This window comes from Streptomyces deserti (assembly GCF_054782695.1).
Window position 1 is genome coordinate 41,529 of sequence record NZ_BAAGRZ010000011.1, and the last position, 26,075, is coordinate 67,603.

16 protein-coding genes are annotated in these 26,075 nt (G+C 71.0%); 10 read left to right on the forward strand and 6 right to left on the reverse strand.

What is annotated here, in order from left to right:
- Window position 1: 1 nt before the first annotated feature.
- Together ACYVMZ_RS19875 and ACYVMZ_RS19880 are read right to left on the reverse strand one after the other, a co-directional pair.
- Entirely contained in the window at window positions 2–829 is an 828-nt protein-coding gene (locus tag ACYVMZ_RS19875) for a PaaX family transcriptional regulator (protein WP_461081436.1), read from the reverse strand.
- A 42-nt stretch (window positions 830–871) separates the two neighbouring features.
- The gene (locus ACYVMZ_RS19880; RefSeq protein ID WP_461081438.1) at window positions 872–2,473 is read right to left on the reverse strand and encodes an AMP-binding protein; all 1,602 of its coding nucleotides are present in this window, start codon (window positions 2,471–2,473) and stop codon (window positions 872–874) included.
- Window positions 2,474–2,597: 124 nt separating this feature from the next.
- Here ACYVMZ_RS19880 and ACYVMZ_RS19885 point away from each other — a divergent pair, with 124 nt between their 5' ends.
- The 4 genes from ACYVMZ_RS19885 (at window position 2,598) to efeB (ending at window position 8,369) form a co-directional block, all read left to right on the forward strand.
- Complete coding sequence (locus ACYVMZ_RS19885) at window positions 2,598–4,025, forward strand: acyl-CoA dehydrogenase family protein (RefSeq protein WP_461081440.1); 1,428 nt, start codon at window positions 2,598–2,600, stop codon at window positions 4,023–4,025.
- Window positions 4,022–4,420 (forward strand): RidA family protein, encoded by a 399-nt coding sequence (locus ACYVMZ_RS19890; RefSeq protein ID WP_461081442.1) that lies wholly within the window; start codon window positions 4,022–4,024, stop codon window positions 4,418–4,420. The genes ACYVMZ_RS19885 and ACYVMZ_RS19890 overlap by 4 nt, the downstream gene beginning before the upstream one ends.
- A gap of 515 nt (window positions 4,421–4,935) precedes the next feature.
- Window positions 4,936–7,005, forward strand: a complete 2,070-nt coding sequence (gene efeU / locus ACYVMZ_RS19895) for an iron uptake transporter permease EfeU (RefSeq protein WP_461081444.1) — start codon at window positions 4,936–4,938, stop codon at window positions 7,003–7,005.
- Window positions 7,006–7,073: 68 nt separating this feature from the next.
- Window positions 7,074–8,369 (forward strand): iron uptake transporter deferrochelatase/peroxidase subunit, encoded by a 1,296-nt coding sequence (gene efeB, locus ACYVMZ_RS19900; protein ID WP_461081679.1) that lies wholly within the window; start codon window positions 7,074–7,076, stop codon window positions 8,367–8,369.
- A gap of 71 nt (window positions 8,370–8,440) precedes the next feature.
- Here the strand turns inward: efeB and ACYVMZ_RS19905 are convergent, their stop codons facing one another.
- Window positions 8,441–12,100 carry a LamG-like jellyroll fold domain-containing protein gene (locus tag ACYVMZ_RS19905; protein WP_461081446.1) on the reverse strand — a complete coding sequence of 1,220 codons (3,660 nt, stop codon included), beginning with the start codon at window positions 12,098–12,100 and terminating at the stop codon, window positions 8,441–8,443.
- A 483-nt stretch (window positions 12,101–12,583) separates the two neighbouring features.
- On the opposite strand from ACYVMZ_RS19905, the gene ACYVMZ_RS19910 reads away from it, so the two are divergent.
- From ACYVMZ_RS19910 to ACYVMZ_RS19930, 5 genes are all read left to right on the forward strand, one after another.
- Window positions 12,584–13,633 (forward strand): LacI family DNA-binding transcriptional regulator, encoded by a 1,050-nt coding sequence (locus ACYVMZ_RS19910; RefSeq protein WP_461081448.1) that lies wholly within the window; start codon window positions 12,584–12,586, stop codon window positions 13,631–13,633.
- A gap of 190 nt (window positions 13,634–13,823) precedes the next feature.
- On the forward strand, window positions 13,824–15,071 hold the full coding sequence (locus ACYVMZ_RS19915) for a sugar ABC transporter substrate-binding protein (protein ID WP_461081450.1): 1,248 nt from the start codon (window positions 13,824–13,826) through the stop codon (window positions 15,069–15,071).
- Window positions 15,072–15,090: 19 nt separating this feature from the next.
- Window positions 15,091–16,062 (forward strand): carbohydrate ABC transporter permease, encoded by a 972-nt coding sequence (locus ACYVMZ_RS19920; protein WP_461081452.1) that lies wholly within the window; start codon window positions 15,091–15,093, stop codon window positions 16,060–16,062.
- Window positions 16,059–16,883, forward strand: a complete 825-nt coding sequence (locus ACYVMZ_RS19925; protein ID WP_461081454.1) for a carbohydrate ABC transporter permease — start codon at window positions 16,059–16,061, stop codon at window positions 16,881–16,883. Before ACYVMZ_RS19920 ends, ACYVMZ_RS19925 begins: the two co-directional genes overlap by 4 nt.
- 117 nt (window positions 16,884–17,000) lie before the next feature.
- Window positions 17,001–18,737 carry an amylo-alpha-1,6-glucosidase gene (locus ACYVMZ_RS19930; protein ID WP_461081456.1) on the forward strand — a complete coding sequence of 579 codons (1,737 nt, stop codon included), beginning with the start codon at window positions 17,001–17,003 and terminating at the stop codon, window positions 18,735–18,737.
- A 102-nt stretch (window positions 18,738–18,839) separates the two neighbouring features.
- On the opposite strand, the gene ACYVMZ_RS19935 is transcribed toward ACYVMZ_RS19930, so the two are convergent.
- The 3 genes from ACYVMZ_RS19935 to ACYVMZ_RS19945 form a co-directional block, all read right to left on the reverse strand.
- Window positions 18,840–20,369: a helix-turn-helix domain-containing protein gene (locus tag ACYVMZ_RS19935; RefSeq protein WP_461081458.1), complete on the reverse strand. Its 1,530-nt coding sequence runs from the start codon at window positions 20,367–20,369 to the stop codon at window positions 18,840–18,842.
- Between the two features lie 64 nt (window positions 20,370–20,433).
- Window positions 20,434–20,634, reverse strand: a complete 201-nt coding sequence (locus tag ACYVMZ_RS19940) for a DUF4236 domain-containing protein (protein WP_078945495.1) — start codon at window positions 20,632–20,634, stop codon at window positions 20,434–20,436.
- A 108-nt stretch (window positions 20,635–20,742) separates the two neighbouring features.
- Window positions 20,743–22,791, reverse strand: a complete 2,049-nt coding sequence (locus ACYVMZ_RS19945; protein WP_461081460.1) for an NAD(+) synthase — start codon at window positions 22,789–22,791, stop codon at window positions 20,743–20,745.
- Window positions 22,792–23,247: 456 nt separating this feature from the next.
- Between ACYVMZ_RS19945 and ACYVMZ_RS19950 the strand changes: the two genes are divergently transcribed.
- Window positions 23,248–26,046 carry an aconitate hydratase gene (locus ACYVMZ_RS19950; RefSeq protein WP_461081462.1) on the forward strand — a complete coding sequence of 933 codons (2,799 nt, stop codon included), beginning with the start codon at window positions 23,248–23,250 and terminating at the stop codon, window positions 26,044–26,046.
- The last annotated feature ends 29 nt before the right edge of the window (window positions 26,047–26,075 follow it).

The following is a 26,075-nucleotide window of genomic DNA, read 5'->3' on the forward strand; positions in this document are numbered from 1 at the left end:
GTCAGCCGGGGGAGCCGGGCAGACCCACGAACTCGGCTCCCGCGTCCCGCAGCCGCTCGTGCAGCCCCCGGAACACGGCCGCCGAGCGGGCCCCCGGCCAGCCCTCGGGGAGCAGGCGCGCGGGCAGGCCGGGGTCGGCGTAGGGGAGGTGGCGCCAGGAGTCCAGGGCGAGGAGGTAGTCGCGGTAGGCCTCCTCCGGCGGGGTGTCCGGGCGCCGCTCCCAGGCGTGCAGCACGCGCGCGTGGCGGTCCAGGAACGCCTCGTGCTGTTTGGCGATCGCCGCCAGGTCCCACCAGCGGGCCACCGCCTCGGCGGTCGGCGCGAAACCGAGGTGCTCACCGCGGAAGAAGTCGACGTACGCGTCGAGCCGCAGCCGCTGCAGGGTGTGCCGGGTCTCCTCGTACAGCCGCGCCGGGGCGATCCACACGCCCGGCGCCGCCGTGCCGAAGCCGAGACCGGCCAGGCGCGAGCGCAGCACGTGCCGTTTCTGCCGCTCCGACTCCGGCACGGAGAACACGGCGAGCACCCAGCCCTCGTCCTCCGGTGGCGTGGTGGCGTAGATGCGCCGGTCGCCGTCGTCGAGCAACTGGCGGGCGTCCGGCGACAGTTCGTACCCGGCCGCGCCCTGTGCGGTGCGGGCGGGCACGAGCAGTCCGCGCCGTTTGAGCCGGGACACCGAGGAGCGTACGGAGGGGGCGTCCACGCCGACCGCGGCCAGCAGCCGGATCAGCTCGGCGACGGGCACCGGGCCCGGCAGGAAGCGACCGTACGCGCCGTAGAGCGTGACGATGAGGGACCGTGGTGCATGCTGGTCGGACACGTTGATCATCTTAGGTCGTGCGGGTCGCCGCCGTTCCCCTTCGGGCCGCCTTTACCGCTGGTCACTCCCGGTGCGCAGCTTGAACCGCTGGAGTTTGCCGGTCGCGGTGCGCGGCAGCGCGTCCAGGAAGACGATCTCCCGCGGGCACTTGTACGGCGCCAGCTCGGACTTCACGAAGGCGCGCAGCGCCTCGGCGTCCCGCTCCGCACCCTCCTTGACGACGACGAACCCGACCACGACCTGCCCGCGCGCCTCGTCCGGCCGCCCCACGACGGCCGCCTCGACGACGTCCGGGTGCCGCAGCAGCGCGTCCTCGACCTCCGGCCCGGCGATGTTGTACCCGGCCGAGATGATCATGTCGTCGGCGCGGGCCACGTACCGGAAGTAGCCGTCGGGCTCGCGGACGTAGGTGTCGCCGGTGAAGTTCCAGCCGTCGCGCACGTACTCCCGCTGCCGCGGATCGGCGAGATAGCGGCAGCCGACCGGGCCGCGCACGGCCAGCAGACCCGGCTCGCCGTCGGGCTTGTCGCGGCCGTCGTCGCCGACCACGCGCGCGTGCCACCCCGGTACGGGAACGCCGGTCGTGCCGGCCCTGATGTGCTCGTCCGCCGCCGAGATGAAGATGTGCAGCAGCTCGGTGGCGCCGATGCCGTTGATGATGCGCAGGCCCGTGCGCTCGTGCCAGGCCCGCCAGGTGGCCGCGGGCAGGTTCTCGCCCGCCGACACGCAGCGGCGCAGCGAGGAGAGGTCGTGCGCGTCCAGCTCGTCGAGCATCGCCCGGTACGCCGTCGGCGCGGTGAACAGCACGGAGACCCGGTGCTCGGTGATCGCCGGCAACAGCTGCTTCGGACCGGCCTTTTCGAGGAGCAGGGCGCTGGCGCCCACCCGCAGCGGGAAGACGACGAGCCCGCCGAGGCCGAAGGTGAAGCCGAGCGGGGGACTGCCCGCGAACACGTCGTCCGGTACGGGCTTCAGCACGTGCTCGGCGAAGGTGTCGGCGATCGCCAGCACGTCCCGGTGGAAGTGCAGGCACCCCTTGGGGCGTCCGGTGGTGCCGGAGGTGAAGGCGATCAGGGCGACGTCGTCGGCCGCGGTGGCCACGGCCGGGTACGGCGTGTCGGGCGCCGGGCGGTGGAGCAGGTCGTCGGGGGCGTCACCGCCGTACGTCGTGATGCGCAGCCCCGGGATCTCGGCCTTGGCGAGGTCGTCGACGGACCGGATGTCGCACAGCGCGTGCCCGATACGGGCGATCTCGCACATCGTGCTCAGTTCGTGCGGGCGCTGCTGGGCGAGGACCGTGACGGCGACGGCCCCCGCCTTCAGCACCGCCAGCCAGCAGGCCGCCAGCCAGGGGGTGGTGGGGCCGCGCAGCAGCACCCGGTTGCCGGGGACGACGCCGAGGTCGGCGGTGAGGACGTGGGCGATGCGGTCCACACGGCCGCGCAGGTCGCCGTACGTCCACATCTCGCCGGAGGGCGTGCGGAAGGCCGGGCGGTCGGCGGGTGGGCCATGGAGCAGTTCGGCGGCGCAGTTCAGCCGTTCGGGGTAGCGCAGCTCCGGCAGGTCGAAGCGGAGCTCGGGCCACTGGTCGGGCGGCGGGAGGTGGTCACGGGCGAAGGTGTCGACGTGCGCGGAACGGGTCGGGCCGTCCATGGCGTCTCGCCCCCTTGCCTTGGTGGGCGTCGTGGTGGGCTCGCACAGGGAGCGTATCGTGTTGGTGACGACAGTCAACGGTACGCGATACCGTCGGAGGAGCCGCTCCGGAGGGAGTTCGCCCGTGCCCGCATTCTCACTCGAACCGGAACAGACCGCCTGGTGCGCCGAACTGCGCACCCTGGCCGCCGAACGGCTGCGCCCGTTCGCCGAAAAGGGTGAACCGGGCCGGGTGAACCGCCCGCTGGTCGCCGAACTCGGCCGCCTGGGGCTGCTGGAGCGGCTGTTCACCTCCGGCGCGCTGGAGCTGTGCCTGATGCGCGAGTCACTGGCGTACGCCTGCACGGAGGCGGAGACGGCACTCGCCCTCCAGGGCCTCGGCGCCCACCCGGTGCACGCGTACGGCACCGCGGCCCAACGCGGCCGCTGGCTCCCCCGGGTGAGGGACGGCAACGCGGTGGCGGCGTTCGCGCTGAGCGAGCCGGGGGCGGGGTCGGACGCGGCCGCGCTGTCGCTGCGGGCGGAGCCGGATGGCCCTCCTGGTGGTGCTGGGCCGGATGGCTTGTCCGGGGTCGGGTCAGGTGGTTCGCCTGCCGTTCGGCCGGACGGTTCGCCCGGCGCTGGGCCGGACGGTTCGCTTGGCATTGGGCCGGACAGTTCCCCGGGCGTCGGGTCGGACAACTCGCCGGGTGCCGGGCCGGTCGGCTCATCGGGCCTTGAGCCGGTCGGCTCCTCGGGCCCTGGGGCGGTCGGCTCCTCGGGCCCTGGGCCGGTCGGTTCACCGGCCGTCGGCCCGGACGGCACCGCGACCCTGGCCGCAGACCCCGACGGCCCCTCCGGCTGGCGGCTCACCGGTGAGAAGTGCTGGATCTCCAACGCCCCCGAGGCCGACTTCTACACCGTGTTCGCCCGCACCACCCCCGGCGCCGGTGCGCGCGGTGTGACCGCCTTCCTGGTTCCCGCCGACCGCCCCGGCCTGACCGGCACCGGCCTCGACATGCTCTCCCCGCACCCCATCGGCGCGCTCCGCTTCGACGCCGTACCGGTGACGAGGGACGACGTCCTCGGCGAGGTGGACCGCGGCTTCCGGGTCGCCATGGGCACCCTCAACCTGTTCCGCCCCAGCGTCGGCGCCTTCGCGGTCGGCATGGCCCGGGCGGCCCTGGACGCGACCCTCGCCCACACCTCTCAACGGGACGCCTTCCGCGGCAAGTTGAGGGACCTGCAGGCCGTGTCCCACCAGATCGCCGAGATGGCCCTGCGCACCGAGGCGGCCCGCCTGATGGTGTACGCGGCGGCGACGGCGTACGACGCGGGCGACCCGGACGTCCCGAAACGGTCCGCGATGGCGAAGCTGCTGGCCACCGAGACCGCGCAGTACGTCGTCGACGCCGCCGTCCAGCTGCACGGCGCCCGCGCCCTGCGCCGCGGCCACCTCCTCGAACACCTCTACCGCGAGGTGCGCGCACCCCGCATCTACGAGGGTGCGAGCGAGGTCCAGCGCGGCATCATCGCCAAGGAGCTGTACGCCACCGTGGAGGCCGCCCCATGACCGCCGAGCGCCTCAACCCGCCCGACCTCTCCCCGCCGGCCGGCTTCTCGCACGCCGTCGTCGCCACCGGTTCCCGGGTGGTCTTCCTGGCCGGCCAGACCGCGCTCGACACCGACGGCAAGGTGGTCGGCGACACGCTCCCCGAGCAGTTCGAGCGGGCCCTGGCCAACCTCCTGACCGCTCTGCGCGCCACGGGCGGCGCACCGGCCGACCTGGCCCGTGTCACCGTCTACGCGACCGATGTCGCCGCCTACCGCACCCATGTCCGCGAAATCGGCCGCGTCTGGCGGGAGTTGGCGGGGCGCGACTACCCGGCGATGGCCGTCGTGGAGGTCGTACGACTGTGGGACGAGAAGGCGATGGTGGAGCTCGACGGGTTCGCCGTACTGCCGTAGGCCCTGTCGTCAAAACTCCCGCCTGCTCCGCGACGCCATGCACGCACTCTCGCCGCACCGGGCCCTGGCCCAAGTACATCCAGTACGTGGGCCAGGGCCCGGCACGCCGAGAGCACGCACCTGACGCCGCGGAGCCCGCCCTCCGGGCGGACGACGGGAGTTCGACGACAGGGCCTAGCGCCGGGGTGGCCCGCGCGACCGAGGACCTGACATCACGCGGCGACGGGGAGCCGCCCGGCTGCGGCATCAGCGGCACCCGGCCGTGTGCGAAGGCCTGGGAACACCGCCGACGCAACAGGACATCACGCTGACCCATGGCTGAGGCCTGATCTCACGCCGCCGGACAACCGAAGAAGCCCCGCCACGAGCCGTACTTTTGCCCACCCATGAGGCAGCCATGACCGGATCACCAGAGACCGGCAGTCATGATGGGCGGCGTCAGTAAGGCGACTAAGGCATGCCTTGGCTAACTCGCGTGTGAGGTGGCCGGGGACGGGCCGGGAGGGCCGCAGCACATGTGGGACGACGCACTGCCCAGCTTCCTGATCGGGCTGCGGGAGGGACTGGAAGCCGGGCTCATCGTCTCGGTGCTGGTGGCCACCCTGGTGCGGGCGGGCGCCAAGTCCCGCCTGCCGCAGGTGTGGACGGGCGTCCTGGCCGCCGTCGCTCTCGCGATGAGCTTCGGCGCGGTCCTCACCTTCACCGCCGCGTCCCTCTCCGCCACCGCCCAGGAGGCGTTCGGCGGCGCGCTCAGCGTGGTCGCCGTCGGCTTCGTCACCGCGATGGTGTTCTGGATGCGCCGCTCGGCCCGCGCGCTGTCGGGCGAGATCAGGGAGAAGGTCACCGAGGCGCTGGGGATGGGCGCCGGCATGCTGGTCGTCACCTCCTTCCTGGCGGTGGGCCGCGAGGGCCTCGAAACCGCCCTGTTCCTGTGGACCACCGCCCGCGCGGCCGACGAGTCGGCGGGCCCGATGACCGGCGCGGGCGTCGGTCTCGCCCTGGCGGCGGTCCTGTGCTGGGCCCTGTACCGCCGGGTCCTCCGGATCAACCTGACCCGGTTCTTCACCGCCACCGGCGCCGTCCTCATCGTGATCGCCGCCGGCGTCCTCGGCTACGGGCTGCGCGACCTCCAGGAGGGCGGAGCCCTGCCCGGTGCCACGGCGTACGCCGTCGACCTGAGCGGCAGCGTCGACGCGGGCTCCTGGTACAGCACCCTCATCCAGGGCGTGTTCAACCTGACGCCGACGATGACCTGGCTGCAGGTGGTCGGGTATGCCGGGTATCTCGTGGTGGTCATGGGGCTGTTCGTGCGGGGCGCCAGTGCCTCGCGGGGGGCAGGCGCCTCGCAGGGGAGTGGCACCCCGCAGGGCCCTGCCACCCCGTCCCTGTCCCCGTCCCCGGCCGCGACTGTGACCGCGCCCACTCGCCTCCGCCCCGCCTGGCTGCTCCCCGTCGCGGTGGTCGCCGTACCGGTGGCTCTCGCGGGTCTCCTCGTGGCCCTCGGGCGGCCCGAGCCCGCGGCCGCTCAGACGATCGCCGTCTCCGGGACCGACTGCGGCAAGGGTTTCACCGCGCCGAAACCCGGTCGGCAGACCTTCCGGATGCGCAACACGGGGGACAAGACGTCCGAGGTGTACCTCGTCGACCCGGCCACCGGCGCGGTGTACGGCGAGGTCGAGGGTCTCGCACCCGGCACCACCCGTGACCTGGTCGCCACCGTCGCGGGCGGAACGTACGCCTGGCGCTGTGTGCCCAGCGGCGGCAGGGCCGTCACCTCCCGGGCGGTCCGCGTCAGCGGTGGTCGCGGTGCCACCGCGGTCGTCCCCGTCTCAGCGCACGATCTGGCCGCGCCCCTCAAGGCGTACAAGGCGTACGTGAACCGGGGCCTCGCCACCCTCGTCACCCGGACTCGGAAGCTCAGCGATGACATCGGCGGCGGCCACCTGGACACGGCCCGCACCGATTGGCTGACCGCGCACCGCACGTACGCCTCGCTCGGCGCCGCCTACGGCACCTTCCAGGACTACGACCGGAAGATCGACGGCAGGCCCGACGGACTGCCGGGCGGAGTGCGGGACAAGGACTTCACCGGGTTCCTCCGCGTCGAGTACGGGCTGTGGCACGGACAGTCGGCCCGCGAACTCCAGGGCCCGGCGCGGCAGCTCGCCGCCGACGCGGCCGGGTTGCACAAGGCCTTCCCGCACCAGGACTTCGACCCGGCCGACCTGCCCCTGCGCACCCACGAGATCCTGGAGAACACCCTCCGGTTCGAGCTGACCGGCGACGCCGATCAGGGCAGCGGCACCGAGCTGGCCACCGCCGACGCCGACCTCACGGGCACCCGCGAACTGCTCACCGTCCTCAGGCCGTTGCTCACCGCCCGCGCCCCGCACCTGCTCCCCACCGTGGACGCGGACATCGCACGCCTGCGGAAGCTGCTCGACGCGCAGCACCACGGAACGACCTGGACCCCGGTCGGCCGGCTCGACCGGACCACGCGGGCCCGCCTCGACGGTGCCACCGGGCAGCTCCTGGAGGACCTGTCGCCGGTGCCGGACCTGCTGGAGATCAGGAAGTCCGCGTGACTCAGGAAGTCCACCGAGCCCAGGAAGCCCACCAAGCCCACGAAACCCAGGAAGTCCAGGAAGCCCACATGCCGTCCGCCGATCCGACCGATCCGAGTGATCTGACTGACCCGACCTGCTGCCCCGCCGGTGCCGACCGCCGCTCCTTCGTGAAGACAGCCCTGGCCGCGGGAGCCGCAGGCGCGGTCCTGGCCGGCGGCGGGATCGCGCTCGCCGAGACCGGCAGCGGCACCGCACAGGCGGCCGAGACGCCGACCGCCGCCAAGGTGCCCTTCCACGGCGCCCATCAGGCCGGGATCCTCACCCCCGCGCAGGCCGCCGCCACCTTCGTCTCCTTCGACGTCATCGCCGACGACCGCCGGGACCTGGCCGAGCTGCTGCGCACTCTCACCGACCGGGCCCGCTTCCTCGCCTCCGGTGGCACCCCCACCGACCTGGGCGTCGGCGCCCCGCCCTCGGACAACGGCATCCTCGGCCCGATCGTCCCCGCCGACGCGCTCACCGTCACCGTCGGCGTCGGCGCCTCCCTCTTCGACGACCGCTACGGGCTCGCGAAGGCGAAGCCCCGCCGCCTGACGCCCATGCGCACCTTCCCCAACGACGACCTGAACCCCGCCGAGTGCCACGGCGACCTGTCCCTGCAGATCTGCGCGCACCGCCAGGACACCGTGCTGCACGCCCTGCGCGACATCGCCAGGCACACCCGGGGCGCGATGCAGATCCGCTGGCGCGTCGACGGCTTCCAGAACACCCCCCGGCCCAGCGGCGCCCAGCGCAACCTGCTCGGTTTCAAGGACGGCATCGCCAACCCGGACGTCACCTCCGCCCGGGAGACGAACCGCCTCGTGTGGGTGGGGCACGGGCAGGGCGAGCCGGCCTGGGCCACCGGAGGCAGCTACCAGGTCGTGCGGATCATCCGCATGCTGGTCGAGTTCTGGGACCGGGTCTCCCTGACCGAGCAGGAGCGGATGTTCGGCCGCCGCAAGGACACCGGCGCCCCGCTCGACGGCGCGCGGGAGACCGACATCCCCGACTACACCAGGGACCCGCACGGTACGGCCATCCCGCTCGACGCCCACATCCGCCTCGCCAACCCGCGTACGACGGCGACCGACGACTCCCGCATCCTGCGGCGCGGCTACAACTACGACCGCGGCATCGACACCGTCGGCAACCTCGACATGGGCCTGGTCTTCTGCTGCTACCAGCAGGACGTTCAGCGCCAGTTCGAGGCCACCCAGACCCGCCTGATCGACGAACCCCTCGTCGACTACATCTCCCCGACCGGCGGGGGTTACTTCTTCGCCCTGCCCGGCGTCCACGACGCCTCGGACTGGCTCGGCCGGGGCCTGCTGGCCACCTGAGGCGCCCGCTTCGAACAGCGCGGCGCCCGGGTCCGCCGACCATGACGGACCCGGGCGCCGGCGGTGTCACCTCATCGCACCTCCCGCGCGTACGGCGCGACGGTGACCCGGTCGATCAGCGGCGCGTAACGCGAGCGGAGCAGCACGCCGGGGAAGGTGTCCGAGGCGTAGGTGGTGCCGTCGAAGTTCGGCAGTTCCTCGGAGCGCAGGACGATCGTGTTCTGCCCCTTCTTCAGGTGGACCGGGACGGTCAGCTCCCAGAAGTTGTTCTGGTGGAAACTGTGCGGGAAGCCGACGCGCCGCGTCTCGCCGCCGTTGACGGTGATGTCGGCGTGGCGGGCGAGCGGGTCCGGGTTGTAGTGGGTGGCTTCGGACTGTTCGGGGTTGGAGTAGCGGATGCGCAGCGCGTGCAGGCCGGTCCGGTCGGCGTCGACGGTGAACGTCGCCGTGTTGCCGTTGCCGGGGGCGCCGCCGATGCCGGTGATCGCCGTGCCGTCGGTGGCCAGGGAGAGCGGGGTGAGCGTGGCCGAGCCCGCGAGCTCGGCGTCCTGCGCCTCGTACGTACGCACCGGGAGCGCGCCCTGTGTGGGCGTGACCGTCAGGCGGTCGACGAGGGTGGTGGACGAACCTCCGGTCAGGGTCACCTTGTTGACGCCGCCCGAGAGGGAGACCGCCACGCTGTTCCCGCCCTTGGCCAGGCGCAGGACGTCGTGTCCGTTGACGGAGAGCCGGGCGCCCTTGCCGCCGAGGGTGTCGACCCTGAGGGTGGCCTCGCGGTCGGCGGGCGAGTAGACCCAGAACGTGGCCGTCTGACCCTTCGCGAGGCGGACCGCGCCCGAGCCGGTGGCCGGGGTTCCGGCCTGCTTCGGCAGCGTGTAGACGGGCTGCGCCCCGCCGGCCGGCCAGGCCAGTTCGCCCTCGTACACCTGCGTGGCGGCCGAAGCCCCGGGGAGGGAGAGGGTGAGGCGGTCGACGATGGCGTCACCCTTGGTGGCGCGCTTGCCGTCGAGGCTCTTCGCGGCGAGCGTCAGAGTGTGCTTGCCCTTGGTGAGCTGGACCTTGGTGTCGGTGTGGTCCCACACCACCCACTTGTAGCCGAGCGGCAGGTACAGCTCCTGCTCGCTGTCCGCCTTGCCGTCCACGCGCAGGAAGACGTTGGTGGGGCCCTGCTCCTTCACCTTGTCGAAGGTGTTGAGGGAGTTGGCGAAGACGCTCAGGTCGTAGGTGCCGTCCTCGGGCACGTCCACGGTGAAGTCGAGCGTGACGTCCGAGCCGGTGCGCAGACCGCCCACGTCGTAGCCGCCGGAGGTGTAGAACTTCGACACGTCGCGCGGTGAGCCCTCCGGGCCGTTCTTCGAGTAGCCGGACCCGGTGTGGGCGGCGTCCTCCGCCTCGTACGACGCCTGCCAGCGCACGGGCGGGGACTGCGTGTCCTTCGCCTTCCCGGCCGGGCTGAGGACGATCTCGTACGCCGAGGACTCCTTCAGCTTCGGCAGAGCGCCGTCGCCGAAGGCGACGACGACCGTGCCGTCGTCACCGACCTTCAGGTTCGTCTCCGTGAGCAGCTTCGGGCCGGACGAGTCGCCGACCTGACCGCTCCACTCGATCTCCCGCACCCAGGCGTGCACGCGGTCCCCGAAGACCTTCTCCGGGACGCCCGCGAAGGTGATGTGGCCCTTGCCGGTGGAACCGCCGAAGATCAGCCGGGCCTGCTTCTTCTTCTCGTCGAGCGTGCCGACGCCCTGCATGGTGTAGTTCTCGCCGGGGAACGGCGGGGTCACCTTCACCGTGTGCCCGCTCATCGAGGCGTACGAGTTCAGCAGCCACCACTGGCCGTTGCCGCGGTTGGACTGCACCGCGGAGTCGGAGAGGTTGCCGTCGATGTTCCAGTACGCGATGTCGGCGTCCACCTTGGACTCCTCGATCGCGGACACCCACTGGATCATCTGGCCGGGAACGGAGGTGTGGTAGTTGAAGGCGTACTCGTTGATGTTGACCGGGAGTTGGGTGCTTTCCTTGTCGGTGCCCTCGAACAGGTCCTTCTCCCACGCCCGGTACTTGGCGACGCTCTCGCGCACCGCCTCCGGGTGGCTCAGCTCGTGCCAGGTGATGACGTCCGGGAGGGTGCCGGCGGCCAGGGCGTGCGTGAGGAAGCCCTTCACCTGGTCGTACAGGACGCTGGTGTTGGGGCCGGCGATGCGGGCGTCGGGCATCCTGCCCTTGATGAGCCGGTAGGCGTCGTCCCAGGCGGCGAAGTAGTCGTCCGGGTCGTTGAGCCAGCTGACCTTGTTGTAGCTCCACTCGCCGGTGCCGAACATGTTGCCCTCGGGCTCGTTGAACGGCACGAAGACGATGTTGTTTTGGTACTCCTTCGGCAGTCGCAGGACCTGGTCGACCTGCTTGGCCATCTTCTCCCGGTAGAGCTTCAGCTTCTCCTCGGGGGTGTCGCCCGGCCACTGGTACGGGAAGCCGCGGTGGATGTCGGTCATGTAGATGTACACGTCACCGTCGGTGGAGTCGGCCAGCGGCTTCACCACCTCCAGCGCATCGGCACCGGGGTGCTGCGGACCGTCCTGCGCCTTGGTGGAGACCGTGCGCAGGCCCATGCCCTCGATGAGGTTGTTGGTGGGGACGTCCGGTCCGTACAGGCCGTAGAGGGTGCCGGAGGCGCCGCCGTGGAACGCGCCGGTGTCCGAGCCGAGGTCGACGGTGAGCTCCCCCTCGCGGACCACGGTGACGGTCGCCTTCACGGCGCGTCCGGCCGCCGTTCCCGCCACCGTGAACGTCCCCGGCCGGGCGTACCGCTCGGACGGTACGGCGTCCCAGGTGATCGGCGTGTCGCGGTCGTAGCCGTCGGAGAAGGAGGAGCGGACGGCGGCCGGGAGGGAGGGGGCGGTCCCGGAGGTCGTACGGACCTCGAAGGACGTCTTCGACAGCTCCTGGACCGTCGGCACGGTCCCGGCCATGCCGGCCACCTGCTCGGCGCTGAGCGCCGCGTGCCACACGGTGAAGTCGTCGATCGCGCCCTTGAGCAGCGGGTCCGGCCAGAAGGACTTGCCGATGTAGCCGGCGGCCGTGGCCGAACCGCCCAGCAGCTCCTTGGCCTTGATGCCGGTCGCGGCGGAGGAGACCGCCACGCCGTCGAGGTAGGTGGTGAGCCGGCCGGCGGTGGTGTCGAGGGTGACGGTGACGGTCCGCCACTCGTTCGCGGGAAGCATCGCGTAGCCGTTGACCTGTGCCTCCGCGCCCCCGCCGCCGGTGGTGACGGCGGTGCGCAGCACACCGTTGCCGCTGGACGGGGTGGTGAACAGGTACTTCGTGTTGTCGGTGCCCAGATCGAAGATCCGCTGCCAGGGAGACGTGTCGCCGCTCCACTTCACGCGGGCGGACACCGTCAAGTCGGTTGCGCCGTCGAGTACTTCGCGAGGCAGCCGGACGTACGCGCCGGTGGAGGTGGGCGCCCCGCCGGGCAGGGCCAGCGCCTTGCCTCCGCCCGTGCCGGCGACGGACTGGGCGGTGGAGCCGTTGACCAGGCTCGCCGTCAGGCCGTTGCCGGAACTGTCGGTGATCCTGCCGGAGGCGAGGTCGTCCTGGTCGAAGGTGTAGCGGGCGGCGGGCTGGGGAGTCTCGGCCGCCTGCGCGGGGACGGCCGGCGCGGCCAGCAGCCCCGCGCCGAGAGTCAGTGCCACGGCGGCCGAGGCTCGGCGCCGGGCGGATCTGTCAGCAGGCATGGATTGCGTCCTCAATCCTTGAGTAAGGGGTTCCGGTCGGGCCGGCCTCGGTCGGCTGCTCGCCCACGTGCCGCGTCCAGCGAGGAGCGTGCGGAGCTGGTGGTGCGGGCTGAACCGGTTCGATGACACGCGGCACAGAGGCAAGGGCACTTCTCGAGGTGGCGGGGATGGCGGCTCGGCGCCCGCGGGGGTGTGGGGGAGCGGGCCCACGGTCGCCGGAAGGATCGCTTCATCGAACCGGTTCGGCGAAGCTAGCACCGGGAAACCCGGCCAGCAATCCCTTCGACGCGAGGATCTGTCGGTCCTTTTCGGGATCAGGAATGTGCGTCCCGGGGTGTTGACAGGCGTTCGGGCAGTTCCTACCGTCGCTTCACGCGAACCGGTTCGACGACCGGCCGTCGCTCCCCGTCCCATCCCACCCCCTCATGACCGGCGGTCGCTCCCTCCCGCGAGGTGTCGAACCGGTTCGAGCAAGGAGTCGCCGTGAACATCGGTGAGATCGCCCGGCGGGCCGGTGTCTCGCGGAGCACCGTGTCCTACGCGCTGAGCGGCAAGCGGCCGGTTTCGGAGGACACGCGCCGGAGAATCCAGCAGGTCGTCGACGAGTTGGGCTACCGGCCCAGCGCCAGTGCCCGCGCCCTGGCCAACGGACGGACCAGCACCCTCGGCCTGGTCTTCCCGCCGGCCGGGAACCACTACACGGGGATGCAGCTGGACTTCATCGGCAGTGTGGTGGAGGCCGCCGCGGTCTACGACTACGACGTGCTGCTGTCCCCCAGCGGCGTGGACAGCGACCGTTCCTTCCAGCGGCTGCTGGGGGAGCGGCGGGTCGACGGCGCGATCCTGATGGAGATCAGGCTGGAGGACGACCGGGTGGAGCATCTGGCCGCTCTCGACTTCCCCTCCGTCGCCATCGGCCGTACCGCTCGTCCCGAGGGCGGTTGGTGGGTGGGCCTGGACCACACCGCGCTGGCGGAGGCGTGTGTCCACCACCTGGCGGACCTCGGCCACCGCCGGGTCGCCTTCGTCAACCGTCCCGAGCAACTGCTGCGGGCCGGGTACGAGTCCGCGCACCGGGGCCTGGACGGGTTCACGAAGGCCGCGGCCGAGCGCGGACTGACGGTCCGGACGTACTGCTGCGGGGACGACGCGGCCTCGGGCCAGAGCTGTGTGCAACGGATCCTGCACGACGACCCCGCCACCACGGCCCTGGTCACGCTGAACGAGGCCGCGCTGGGCGGCCTCTACCGGGGGCTGGCCCAGTCGGGCCGCCATGTGCCGCGCGACTTCTCCGTCACCGGGGTGGTGGCCAGCCGCTGGGCGGAGACCGTGACCCCGCAGCTCACCGCGGCGGACGTACCGGCGGCCGAGCTGGGCCGGCTCGCCGTCGACCTGCTGGTGGAGCGGCTCGACCATCCCGACGCGCCGCCCCGGCACCACCTCCTCACGCCACCCATCTCCCTGCGGGCCAGCACCGGGCCCGCGGGAGCCGTGCCCAGCGCGGACGCCGGGCCCGGTACGACGCCGCCCTGACCGCACCCACAGGACACCCCTGCCCTCCTCCTTCATCTCGCCGGACGCTCGAACCGCTCATCAGTGCCGTTCGGCGTGCCCGCCCCCAGTACGCCCCGCCGCCAGTACGCCCCGGCCTCAGTACGCCCCGCCCCGGCACCCCGCCCCCCAGCACCCCCGGCACCCGCACGCCAAGACAAAGGACCCCGCGATGAACAGCTCCTCCAGACAGCGCCGTCTGACCGCCGCAGCCCTGACCGCCCTGGCCGTCGCCACCAGCGCCACCGCCTGCGGCTCCGGCTCGGGCGGCACCGGGACGAAGGCCGCGGACAGCGGCACGTACACCATCTGGGACCCCTACCCGCAGTTCACCAAGGACTCGGCGTGGGTGAAGCTGCTGGACTCCTGCGGCACCAAGGCCGGCGTGAAGGTCAAGCGGACCGGCTTCGACACCAGCGACCTGGCGAACAAGGCCCTGCTGGCCGCGCAGCAGGGCAACTCCCCGGACGTCCTGATCGTCGACAACCCGGTGGTGTCGACCCTGGCCGAGGCGGGCGTGCTCACCACCACCGACGACAACAAGCTCGACACCTCCGCCGTGGACCCCAACCTGCTCGCGGCCGGCCAGTCGGGCGGCAAGACCTACGGCACCCCGATCGGCGCCAACACCCTCGCCCTCTACTACAACAAGGAAGTCCTGAAGGAGGCCGGGGTCGACGTCGCCTCCATCAAGGACTGGCCGTCCTTGACCGCAGCGCTGGACAAGGTCGAGAAGGCGGGCAAGAAGGGCATCACCTTCTCCGCGATCGGCACGGAAGAGGGCAGCTTCCAGTTCCTGCCGTGGTTCTGGGGCGCGGGCGCCGAGCTGACAGACCTCGACTCACCGGCGGCCGTCTCGGCGCTGTCCCTGTGGAAGGACTGGCTGGACAAGGGCTACGCCCCCAACTCCGTGCTCAACAACACCCAGACCACCAGCTGGCAGGAGTTCGCGACCGGCGACTACGCGTTCGCGGAGAACGGCACCTGGCAGCTCGCCAACGCCGAGAAGGCGGGCTTCGACTACGGCGTCCTGCCCATACCCGGCGCCGACGGAGGCAACGCCGCGGCCCCGACGGGCGGCGAGTTCGTCACCATCCCGGTCCAGGACTCGACCGACCGCTACGCCACCACGCAGAAGCTCGCGGCCTGCCTGACCAGCACCCAGAACCTGTACGACACCGACACCACCCTCTCCTACGTCGCCCCCACCACCGAGGTGCAGGACAAGCAGGTGGCGGCGAATCCCGAGCTCAAGCCGTGGGTGGACGCGGTGAAGGCGGCCAGGGGCCGCACCAGCGACGACCTGGGCACCAAGTACCCGAAGATCTCCGAGCAGTTGTGGAAGGCGGTCCAGTCCGCCCTCAGCGGATCCAAGTCCCCGAAGGACGCGCTGAGCGCCGCCCAGTCCGCCGTCAAGTGACAGACCCCAGGGCCTTCTGATGAGTCACACGACACAAGTGCCGCATCGCCGGCCCGTGCCCGGCCCCAGCGGCGCGGCCCCCGCCGCACCACCCCCGGCACGGCGCCGCCCCACCTCCCAGCAGTGGGCCGCCGGGGCCTTCCTCGCCCCGGTCACCCTCTACCTCGTCCTCTTCTACGCCTATCCGCTCTACCGCAACATCGACCTGAGCCTCAGGAACTACACCGTCCGCTCCTTCGTCCAGGGCGACGCGCCCTTCACGGGCCTGCAGAACTACCGGACCGTCTTCGACGACCCGACCTTCGCCCCCGCCCTGCTCCACACCGTGGTGTTCACCGCCGTGTGCCTGGTCTTCCAGTACGCCATCGGCCTGGCCCTCGCGGTCTTCTTCAACCAGCACTTCCGGCTGTCGGCGACCCTGCGCGCCCTGTTCCTGGTGCCCTGGCTGCTGCCGCTGATCGTGTCGGCCTCCACCTGGTCGTGGATGCTCAACAGCGACTCCGGCATCGTCAACGCCGCCCTGCACGCCATCGGCGTCGACCCGGTGAACTGGCTGACCTCGCCGTCCTGGTCACTGACGTCGGTGATCATCGCGAACATCTGGATCGGCGTCCCGTTCAACCTGGTGGTGCTCCACAGCGGCCTGCAGTCCATCCCCGCGAGCCTGTACGAGGCGGCGGCCCTGGACGGGGCGAACGCCTGGCAGCGCTTCTGGCGCATCACCTTCCCCCTGCTGCGCCCGGTGTCCGCGATCACCCTGCTGCTGGGACTGGTCTACACGCTCAAGGTCTTCGACATCATCTGGATCATGACCAAGGGCGGCCCGGCGGAATCGTCCACCACCTTCGCCACCTGGTCCTACCAGCTCGGCTTCGGCAACCTGCTGCCCGCCTTCGGCCCGGGTGCGGCCGTCGGCAACCTGCTGGTGGTCGCCGCCCTGGTCTTCGGCCTGGTCTACGTCCGGGTCCAGAGAAAGCAGGCGCTGTCATGAGCCGAACCGGCAGGCGTACCTGGGGAAAGACGACCATCGGCCTCCTGCTGACCGGGATCATGCTCTTCCCGGTGTACTGGATGCTCAACGTGTCCTTCACCCGCGACCAGGACATGCGCAAGAGCCCACCGGACCTGTTCCCCGTCCACGGAACCCTGGCCGGCTACCGCACCGTCCTCGACGAGCAGTTGCCCTACCTCGGCACCAGCCTCGTCATCGGCCTGGGCACCGTCGTCCTGACCGTGGCCCTGTCCGCCCCCGCCGGTTACGCGCTGGCCAAGCTGCGCCCCCGGGGCGGCGGCGTCCTCGGCTTCGTCCTGCTGGCCGCCCAGATGATCCCCGGCATCATCATGGCGATGGGCTTCTACGCCATCTACCTCCAGCTCGGCCTGCTCCAGTCGGTGCCCGGCCTGATCGTCGCCGACTCCACCCTGGCCGTCCCCTTCGCGGTGCTGATCTTCACCGCGTTCATGTCCGGCATCCCCGGCGAACTGCTCCAGGCCGCGAAGACGGACGGCGCCGGGCCCCTGCGCACGTTCTGGTCGGTCGTCCTGCCGATGAGCCGCAACGCCGTCGTCACGGTGTCCCTGTTCGCGTTCCTGTGGTCCTGGTCCGACTTCGTCTTCGCCAGCACCCTCGTCAACGGCGGCGCGCACGAGCCCATCACCCTCGGCATCTACCACTACATCGGCAACAACAACCAGCAGTGGAACGCCATCATGGCCACCGCCGTCGTGGCCTCACTGCCCGCCGCGGTCATCCTCGTCCTCGCCCAGCGCTACGTCGCCGCCGGTGTGACCGCCGGCGCGGTCAAGGACTGACGTCAGGACCGAGGTCCAGGACTGACGTCGAGGACTGACCCCTTTCCCCTCGCCACGGCCCCACCGTCCGTCCGCCGGACGGCCGGCCACCCCTGCCCGAGAATCGAGTGACACCTCATGACCGCCGACCGATCCGGCCCGGCCTTCTCCGTCCAGGACATCCCGTTCAGCACGTACGGATCATGGTTCGACATCTCCCCCGTGGTGGCGGAGAAGACCCATGCCGAGGACCTCCACCTCGTCTCGCACCAGAACGGCATGCACGCCGTCCTGCGCCTGGTGCCGCTCGACGGCGCGACGGGCGAACGGGCCGAGACCCGCGTGGAGGCGACACCGGCCCTGCTGAGCTGGATCGGCGCCACCGGCCGCGCCGATCTGGCCTACGAGTCGCCGGACACCGTACGCCTGCGCGGCACGGGGCTGCAGCTGCGCGTCTGTGCGGCGGCCCGGACGCTGACCCCGTTCAGCGGCACCTACTTCTTCCACGACGCGGCCGCCGGCGCGTACGTGTTCACGTCGTACGAGACCGGACGCCGCTACCGCGTCACCGTGCTGTCCGGCACGGTGGCCGACACGTTCGGCAGCCAGGCCCTGGGCAGCGGCGACCGCGGCCTCACCGTCGCCGCCGATCCGGACGGTTCCTGGGAGATCGCGGTCGAGGAACTGGACACCGCCCGCCCGCCGTACGCGCGGACGGCGGCCTTCGGCAAGATCGTCGAGGCGGCGCGGAACTCCTTCGCCGACTTCGCCGACACCGTGGCCCCCTGGCGTTCGTCCGCCACCCCGGCCGCCGAACTCGCCGCCTACGTCGTGTGGTCCGCGACCGTACGCCCGGCCGGGCTGGTCACCCGGCCCGCCGTCCTGATGTCCAAGCACTGGATGGACAAGGTGTGGAGCTGGGACCACTGCTTCAACGCCCTGGCCCTGGCCCCCGGCTGCCCCGACCTGGCCTGGGACCAGTACCACCTGCCCTTCGACCACCAGGACGACACCGGGGCGCTGCCCGACTCGGTCACCCACTCCGAGGTCCTGCGCAACTTCGTCAAACCACCCATCCACGGCTGGGCGTTCGGCCATCTGCGCCGCCGGCTGACCACGCCTTTGGGCCGGGCCGAACTGGCCGAGACGTACGACAGGCTGGAACGCTGGACGGACTTCTGGCTCACCGCACGGCGCGCCCCCGGCGCCGACCTGCCGCACTACCAGCACGGCAACGACAGCGGCTGGGACAATGCCACCACCTTCGACCCCGAACGCGTCGTCGTCACCGCGGACCTGGCCGCCTTCCTCGTCCTCCAGCTCCGCGAACTCGCCGAGCTGGCCACGTACCTGGACAGGCCGGACGAGGCCCGCCGGTGGACGCGAGCCGCCGAGGCGGCCCAGGCGGCGATGCTCGACCAGTTCTGGACCGGTGACCGGTTCGTCACCCGGGGAGTCGACAGCGGCGACACCTGGCACAGTGCCAGCCTCCTCGACCTGATGCCCATCGTGCTGGGTGAGCATCTGCCGGACGAGATCAGCGGCGTGCTGGCCGGCCGCATCGAGGCCCACCTGACTGCGTACGGCCTGGCCACCGAGCTGCCGACCTCGCCGCACTACCTCTCCGACGGCTACTGGCGCGGCCCGATCTGGGCCCCGGCCACGGTCCTCATCGAGGACGGTCTGCGCCGCAGCGGACACCACCGGCTGGCGGACGAGATCAGCGCACGCTTCCGCACCCTGTGCGAGACCCACGGCTTCGCGGAGAACTTCGACGCCCTGACCGGAAGGGGCCTGCGCGACCGGGCCTACACCTGGACCGCCAGCGGCTACCTCCTGCTGGCCGAAGCACACACACGCCGAAGCGGCCACTGACTCCGGCCCGGATCGAACACCCGTCCACTGGTGGCGGTGCCGCCGCATCCCCTCTCGATCCACAGGCGTGCAGGCCGGGCGGGATGCGGCGGCACCCGTCGCTCAGATGTCCCGGAACGTCTCGATCTGCGCCCCGATCGAGTTGAGCCGCTCGGCCAGGTCCTCGTAGCCGCGGTTGATGACGTACACGTTGCGCAGGACGGACGTGCCCTCCGCCGCCATCATCGCCAGCAGGACGACCACGGCGGGCCGCAGCGCGGGCGGGCACATCATCTCGGCGGCGCGCCAGCGGGTCGGGCCCTCGACCAGCACGCGGTGCGGGTCGAGGAGTTGCAGGCGCCCGCCGAGGCGGTTGAGGTCCGTCAGGTAGATCGCGCGGTTGTCGTAGACCCAGTCGTGGATGAGGGTCTTGCCCTGGGCCACCGCCGCGATCGCCGCGAAGAACGGGACGTTGTCGATGTTCAGGCCGGGGAACGGCATCGGGTGGATCTTGTCGATCGGCGCCTCCAGCTTGGAGGGGCGCACGGTCAGGTCCACCAGGCGGGTACGGCCGTTGTCGGCGAAGTACTCCGGCGTGCGGTCGTGGTCGAGGCCCATCTCCTCGAGCACGGCCAGCTCGATCTCCAGGAACTCGATCGGCACCCGACGCACCGTCAGCTGCGACTCGGTGACGACGGCCGCGGCGACCAGGCTCATCGCCTCCACCGGGTCCTCGGAGGGGGAGTAGTCCACGTCGACGTCGATGTCCGGCACGCCGTGCACGGTGAGCGTGGTGGTGCCGATGCCGTCGACCTTGACGCCCAGGGCCTCCAGGAAGAAGCACAGGTCCTGGACCATGTAGTTGGACGAGGCGTTGCGGATGACCGTGATGCCGTCGTGCCGGGCGGCGGCGAGCAGCGCGTTCTCGGTCACCGTGTCGCCGCGCTCGGTCAGCACGATCGGGCGGTCGGGGCGCACGCCGCGGTCGACGACCGCGTGGTATTGGCCCTCGGTCGCGGCGATGTCCAGACCGAACCGGCGCAGCGCGATCATGTGCGGCTCGACGGTGCGCGTGCCGAGGTCGCAGCCACCGGCGTACGGCAGCTTGAAGCGGTCCATGCGGTGCAGCAGCGGGCCGAGGAACATGATGATGGAACGGGTACGGCGGGCCGCGTCCGCGTCGATCGCCGCCAGGTCCAGCTCGGCCGGCGGCACGATCTCCAGGTCGACGCCGTCGTTGATCCAACGGGTGCGCACACCGATGGAGTTGAGCACCTCCAGGAGGCGGTACACCTCCTCGATGCGGGCGACCCGGCGCAGCACCGTGCGCCCGCTGTTGAGCAGCGAGGCGCACAGCAGCGCCACACACGCGTTCTTGCTCGTCTTCACGTCGATGGCGCCGGACAGCCGACGGCCGCCGACCACCCGCAGATGCATCGGTCCCGCATAGCCCAGAGAGACGATCTCACTGTCGAGGGCTTCCCCGATGCGGGCGATCATCTCAAGGCTGATGTTCTGGTTGCCGCGCTCAATGCGGTTGACGGCGCTCTGGCTGGTTCCGAGCGCCTCGGCCAACTGCGATTGCGTCCAGCCGCGGTGCTGCCGGGCGTCACGGATGAGCTTGCCGATGCGTACGAGGTAGTCGTCTGCCATGTGATTGAGGCTATCTCAGATATGAGATGGCGCCCGACGGGGGGTCCGTTCGGGTGACGAGCCGTCAGTGGCGCCTGGTGGTACGGGTGCGCCGCCACCCGAAAGGTCCGGGCAAGTCCATCGATGTCGTACGACGACCCGTACTGCTGCGGGTGTACCGCGGCCCGTTCTTGCCACCGCCGGTGGTGATGGACCAGGAGCGCTTGTTGATGTTCAGGCGCACTCCCGGAAGGATCCGGAAACTCTTGCGGAACGTGAGCGGCATTCCTGCCTCCTTTCGGGGTTCGCCGGCTGTTCCCGGCTCAACACGGATACCCCGACTTGGCGCGTTGATGGCCTTGACGGCAGAACTGCGCACTCACTGCGGATCCGGTCACTTCGGATCCGGCCGGCTCACGTCCCAGCGGGCGAGATCCCTCAGCCACGCCTCGGCCGTACCGTCGGACGGGGCGCGCCAGTCGCCGCGCGGTGACAGGGAACCACCGGCCACGACCTTCGGCCCGTTCGGCATGGCCGAGCGCTTGAACTGCGCGAATCCGAAGAAGCGGCGGCAGAAGTTCTCCAGCCAGTGCCGGATCTCCGGCAGGTCGTACGCCACACGCTCGGCCTCGGGGAACATCGGCGGCCAGGCGCCGGCGTCCTTCTCGTGCCAGGCGTGCCAGGCCAGGAAGGCGATCTTCGACGGCCTGAAGCCATGGCGCAGGACGTGGAAGAGGGTGAAGTCGTGCAGTGCGTACGGGCCGATCCTGGACTCGGTGGACTGCAGTTCCTCGCCCGGTACGAGCTCCGGGCTGATCTCCGTGTCGAGGATCGCGGCCAGCGTCTCGTTGGTGTCCTCGTCGAACTGGCCGCTGCTGATGACCCAGCGGATCAGGTGCTGGATGAGCGTCTTCGGCACGCCGGAGTTGACGTTGTAGTGGCTCATCTGGTCGCCGACGCCGTAGGTGCACCAGCCGAGCGCCAGTTCGGACAGGTCACCGGTGCCGAGCACGATGCCGCCGCGCTGGTTGGCCAGCCGGAACAGGTAGTCGGTGCGCAGCCCGGCCTGCACGTTCTCGAAGGTCACGTCGTACACCGGCTCCCCGGACGAGAAGGGGTGCCCCATCTCCTGGAGCATGAGCCGCGCGGTCGGTGTGATGTCCAGCTCGGCCGCGGTGACGCCGAGCGCGCGCATCAGCTTGTGGGCGTTGCCCTTGGTGTGCCCGCCGGTGGCGAAACCGGGCAGCGTGAAGGCGAGGATGTCGCTGCGCGGGCGGCCCGCGCGGTCCATGGCCCGGGCGGCGACGATCAGCGCGTGTGTGGAGTCGAGGCCGCCCGACACCCCGATGACGACCTTCGGGCCGCCGATCGCCGCCAGCCGCTGCTGCAGGGCCGAGACCTGGATGTTGTACGCCTCGTAACAGTCCTGGGCGAGGCGGGTGGGGTCGGCCGGCACGAACGGGAACCGCTCGACCCGGCGGCGCAGTCCGAGGTCGGTGGTGGGCGGGTCGAGCCGGAACGACACCTGCCGGAAGTCGCCGGTGCGGGCGGCGTGGGCGCGGCGGTTGTCGTCGAACGTGCCCATCCGCTGCCGCTCCTGCCGCAGCAGGTCGAGGTCGATGTCGGCCACCGCGTACTGGTCGCCCTGCGGGAAACGGTCCGTCTCGGCCAGCAGGACACCGTTCTCGTAGATCATGGTCTGGCCGTCCCAGGACAGGTCGGTGGACGACTCGCCCAGCCCGGCCGCCGCGTAGACGTAGGCGCCGAGGTAGCGCGAGGACGCCGAGCGGCACAGCAACCGCCGGTCCTCGGCCCGTCCGACCGTGATCGGGCTGCCCGAGAGGTTGACGAGTACGGTCGCTCCGGCCAGCGCCGCCTCCGCGCTCGGGGGCACCGGCACCCACATGTCCTCGCAGATCTCCGCGTGCAGCACCAGGCCGGGGACGTCCTCCGCCGCGAAGAGCAGGTCGGTGCCGAACGGCACCGTCGCGCCGCCGACGCGGATCGTCCCGCCGCGCTCGTCGTCGCCCGCGGCGATCTGCCGCCGCTCGTAGAACTCGCGATACGTCGGCAGGTAGGACTTGGGCGCGACGCCGAGGATCCGCCCGCGGTGCACGATCACCGCGCAGTTGTAGATCCGGTGGCGATGGCGCAGCGGGGCACCGACGACGAGCACCGGCAGCAGGTCCGCCGACCCGGCCACCACGGTCTGCAACGCCGCCTCGACCTCGTCGAGCACCGCGTCCTGCAGCAGCAGGTCCTCGATCGAGTAGCCCGACAGGCACAGTTCGGGGAACACGGCGACGGCGACGCCCTCCTGCGCGCACCGGCGCCCCTGCCTCAGGACGGCCTCGGCGTTGGTGTGCGGCTCGGCGATGGCGGCATGGCCGGTGCACGCGGCGACCCGCGCGAAGCCGTGCTGATAGATCGACCAGAAGTTCACGATGCGCAGACCGGCCTTTCGAACCCGCGATGAGGTGGGCTTCCTGAATCTCGCGAAGGGCGGCGAAGGGCTCGGACGCGTCCCACGGTCGTGCGGCGGATCACACCGCGGTCCCGGAGCCTGCGTACCCGGTCATGAGCCGCGCCGGCCACAGGCCGACCACGTCGCCGAGCCTAGCGCAGGCCTGCGCGGCGTCACGTTGCAGGTCCGCGATCAGCGCCCTGCGTCACGGGAGTGACGCCGCTCGGCTTCGCCGCACGACAGATCGACCGGGCCGGGGCATGACCATTCGGCCCCGGTGTACTAGAGTTATCTCGACATCGAGATATCTGCCGAGGAGCACCGCAGCCGCCAGCCCGGTAAGGGTTACCTAACTTAGCCTTACCTTAGCGGATCGGCCGAGATGCCGTGGCGGCAGGATCGTGGTGGTAGCGCACATCAATGAAGGAGACTGTCGTGTCGGCGAACAGCTTCGACGCCCGCAGCACGCTGCAGGTGGGCGACGAGTCGTACGAGATCTTCCGGCTGGACAAGGTGGAGGGCTCGGCCCGCCTGCCGTACAGCCTCAAGGTCCTGCTGGAGAACCTGCTCCGCACCGAGGACGGCGCGAACATCACCGCCGACCACATCCGCGCGCTCGGCACCTGGGACTCGCAGGCTCAGCCGTCGCAGGAGATCCAGTTCACGCCGGCCCGCGTGATCATGCAGGACTTCACAGGTGTTCCCTGTGTCGTGGACCTCGCGACCATGCGTGAGGCCGTCAAGGAGCTGGGCGGCGACCCCGCCAAGATCAACCCGCTGGCGCCGGCCGAGCTGGTCATCGACCACTCCGTCATCGCCGACAAGTTCGGTACGAACGACGCCTTCAAGCAGAACGTCGACCTGGAGTACGGCCGCAACAAGGAGCGCTACCAGTTCCTGCGCTGGGGCCAGACCGCGTTCGACGAGTTCAAGGTAGTCCCGCCCGGCACCGGCATCGTCCACCAGGTGAACATCGAGCACTTGGCCCGTGTCGTGATGGTCCGTGACGGCAAGGCGTACCCCGACACCCTGGTCGGCACCGACTCGCACACCACCATGGTCAACGGCCTCGGCGTCCTCGGCTGGGGCGTCGGCGGCATCGAGGCCGAGGCCGCGATGCTCGGCCAGCCGGTCTCCATGCTCATCCCGCGCGTCGTCGGCTTCAAGCTCACCGGCGAGCTGCCCACCGGCACCACCGCCACCGACCTGGTGCTCACCATCACCGAGATGCTGCGCAAGCACGGCGTCGTCGGCAAGTTCGTCGAGTTCTACGGCGAGGGTGTGGCGGCCACCAGCCTCGCCAACCGCGCCACCATCGGCAACATGTCGCCGGAGTTCGGTTCCACCGCCGCGATCTTCCCGATCGACGACGAGACCTTGAACTACCTGCGCCTGACCGGCCGCTCCGAGCAGCAGGTCGCGCTCGTCGAGGCGTACGCCAAGGAGCAGGGCCTGTGGCTGGACCCGGCCGCCGAGCCCGACTTCTCCGAGAAGCTCGAGCTGGACCTGTCCACGGTCGTGCCGTCCATCGCCGGCCCGAAGCGCCCGCAGGACCGTATCGTCCTGGCCGAGGCCGCCCAGCAGTTCGCCAAGGACGTCCTCAACTACGTCGAGGCGCCCGTCGCGCAGCAGCCCGGCGCCGCGGCCTCCCCGGTCGACGAGGCCAGCGACGAGTCCTTCCCGGCCTCCGACGCCCCGGCCTACGGCAGCCAGGAGAACGGCGCCGGCGCGCCGCAGCACGCCGACGGCACGGGTGCCGCCGTCCCGTCGAACCCGGTCACCGTCACCGCCCCCGACGGCTCGACGTACGAGATCGACCACGGTGCCGTGACCGTCGCCGCCATCACCTCCTGCACCAACACCTCCAACCCGTACGTCATGGTCGCCGCCGCCCTGGTGGCCAAGAAGGCGGTCGAGAAGGGCCTGACCCGCAAGCCGTGGGTCAAGACCACCCTCGCCCCGGGTTCGAAGGTCGTCACCGACTACTTCGACAAGGCGGGCCTGACCCCGTACCTCGACAAGGTCGGCTTCAACCTCGTCGGCTACGGCTGCACCACCTGCATCGGCAACTCCGGCCCGCTGCCGGAGGAGGTCTCCAAGGCCGTCAACGACAACGACCTCGCGGTCACCTCGGTCCTCTCCGGCAACCGGAACTTCGAGGGCCGTATCAACCCCGACGTCAAGATGAACTACCTGGCGTCCCCGCCGCTGGTCGTCGCCTACGCCATCGCGGGCTCCATGAAGGTGGACATCACGCGCGAGCCCCTCGGCACCGACCAGGACGGCAAGCCGGTCTACCTGAAGGACATCTGGCCGACCGAGGCCGAGGTCAACGACGTCGTCGCCAGCGCCATCGGCGAGGACATGTTCTCCAAGTCCTACAGCGACGTCTTCGCGGGCGACGCCCAGTGGCAGGCGCTGCCGATCCCGACCGGCGACACCTTCGAGTGGGACCCGCAGTCGACGTACGTCCGCAAGCCCCCGTACTTCGAGGGCATGACGATGGAGACCACCCCGGTCTCCGACATCACCGGCGCCCGCGTACTCGCCAAGCTGGGCGACTCGGTCACCACCGACCACATCTCCCCGGCCGGCGCCATCAAGGCCGACACCCCGGCGGGCAAGTACCTCACGGAGCACGGCGTCGAGCGCCGCGACTTCAACTCCTACGGTTCCCGCCGCGGCAACCACGAGGTGATGATCCGCGGTACGTTCGCCAACATCCGCCTGCGCAACCAGATCGCGCCGGGCACCGAGGGCGGCTACACGCGGGACTTCACCCAGGAGGGCGGCCCGGTCTCCTTCATCTACGACGCTTCGCAGAACTACCAGGCCGCCGGCATCCCGCTGGTCGTCCTGGCCGGCAAGGAGTACGGCTCCGGCTCGTCCCGCGACTGGGCGGCCAAGGGCACCGCGCTCCTCGGCGTCAAGGCCGTCATCGCCGAGTCGTACGAGCGCATCCACCGCTCGAACCTCATCGGCATGGGCGTCCTGCCGCTGCAGTTCCCGGAGGGCCAGTCCGCCGAGTCCCTCGGCCTGACCGGCGAGGAGACCTTCTCCATCACCGGCGTCACCGAGCTCAACGAGGGCACCACGCCGCGCACGGTGAAGGTCACCACCGACACCGGCGTCGAGTTCGACGCGGTCGTCCGCATCGACACCCCGGGTGAGGCGGACTACTACCGCAACGGCGGCATCATGCAGTACGTGCTGCGCAGCCTGATCCGCAAGTAACCGCGGAGCGCAGAACGGCACGGCCGTCC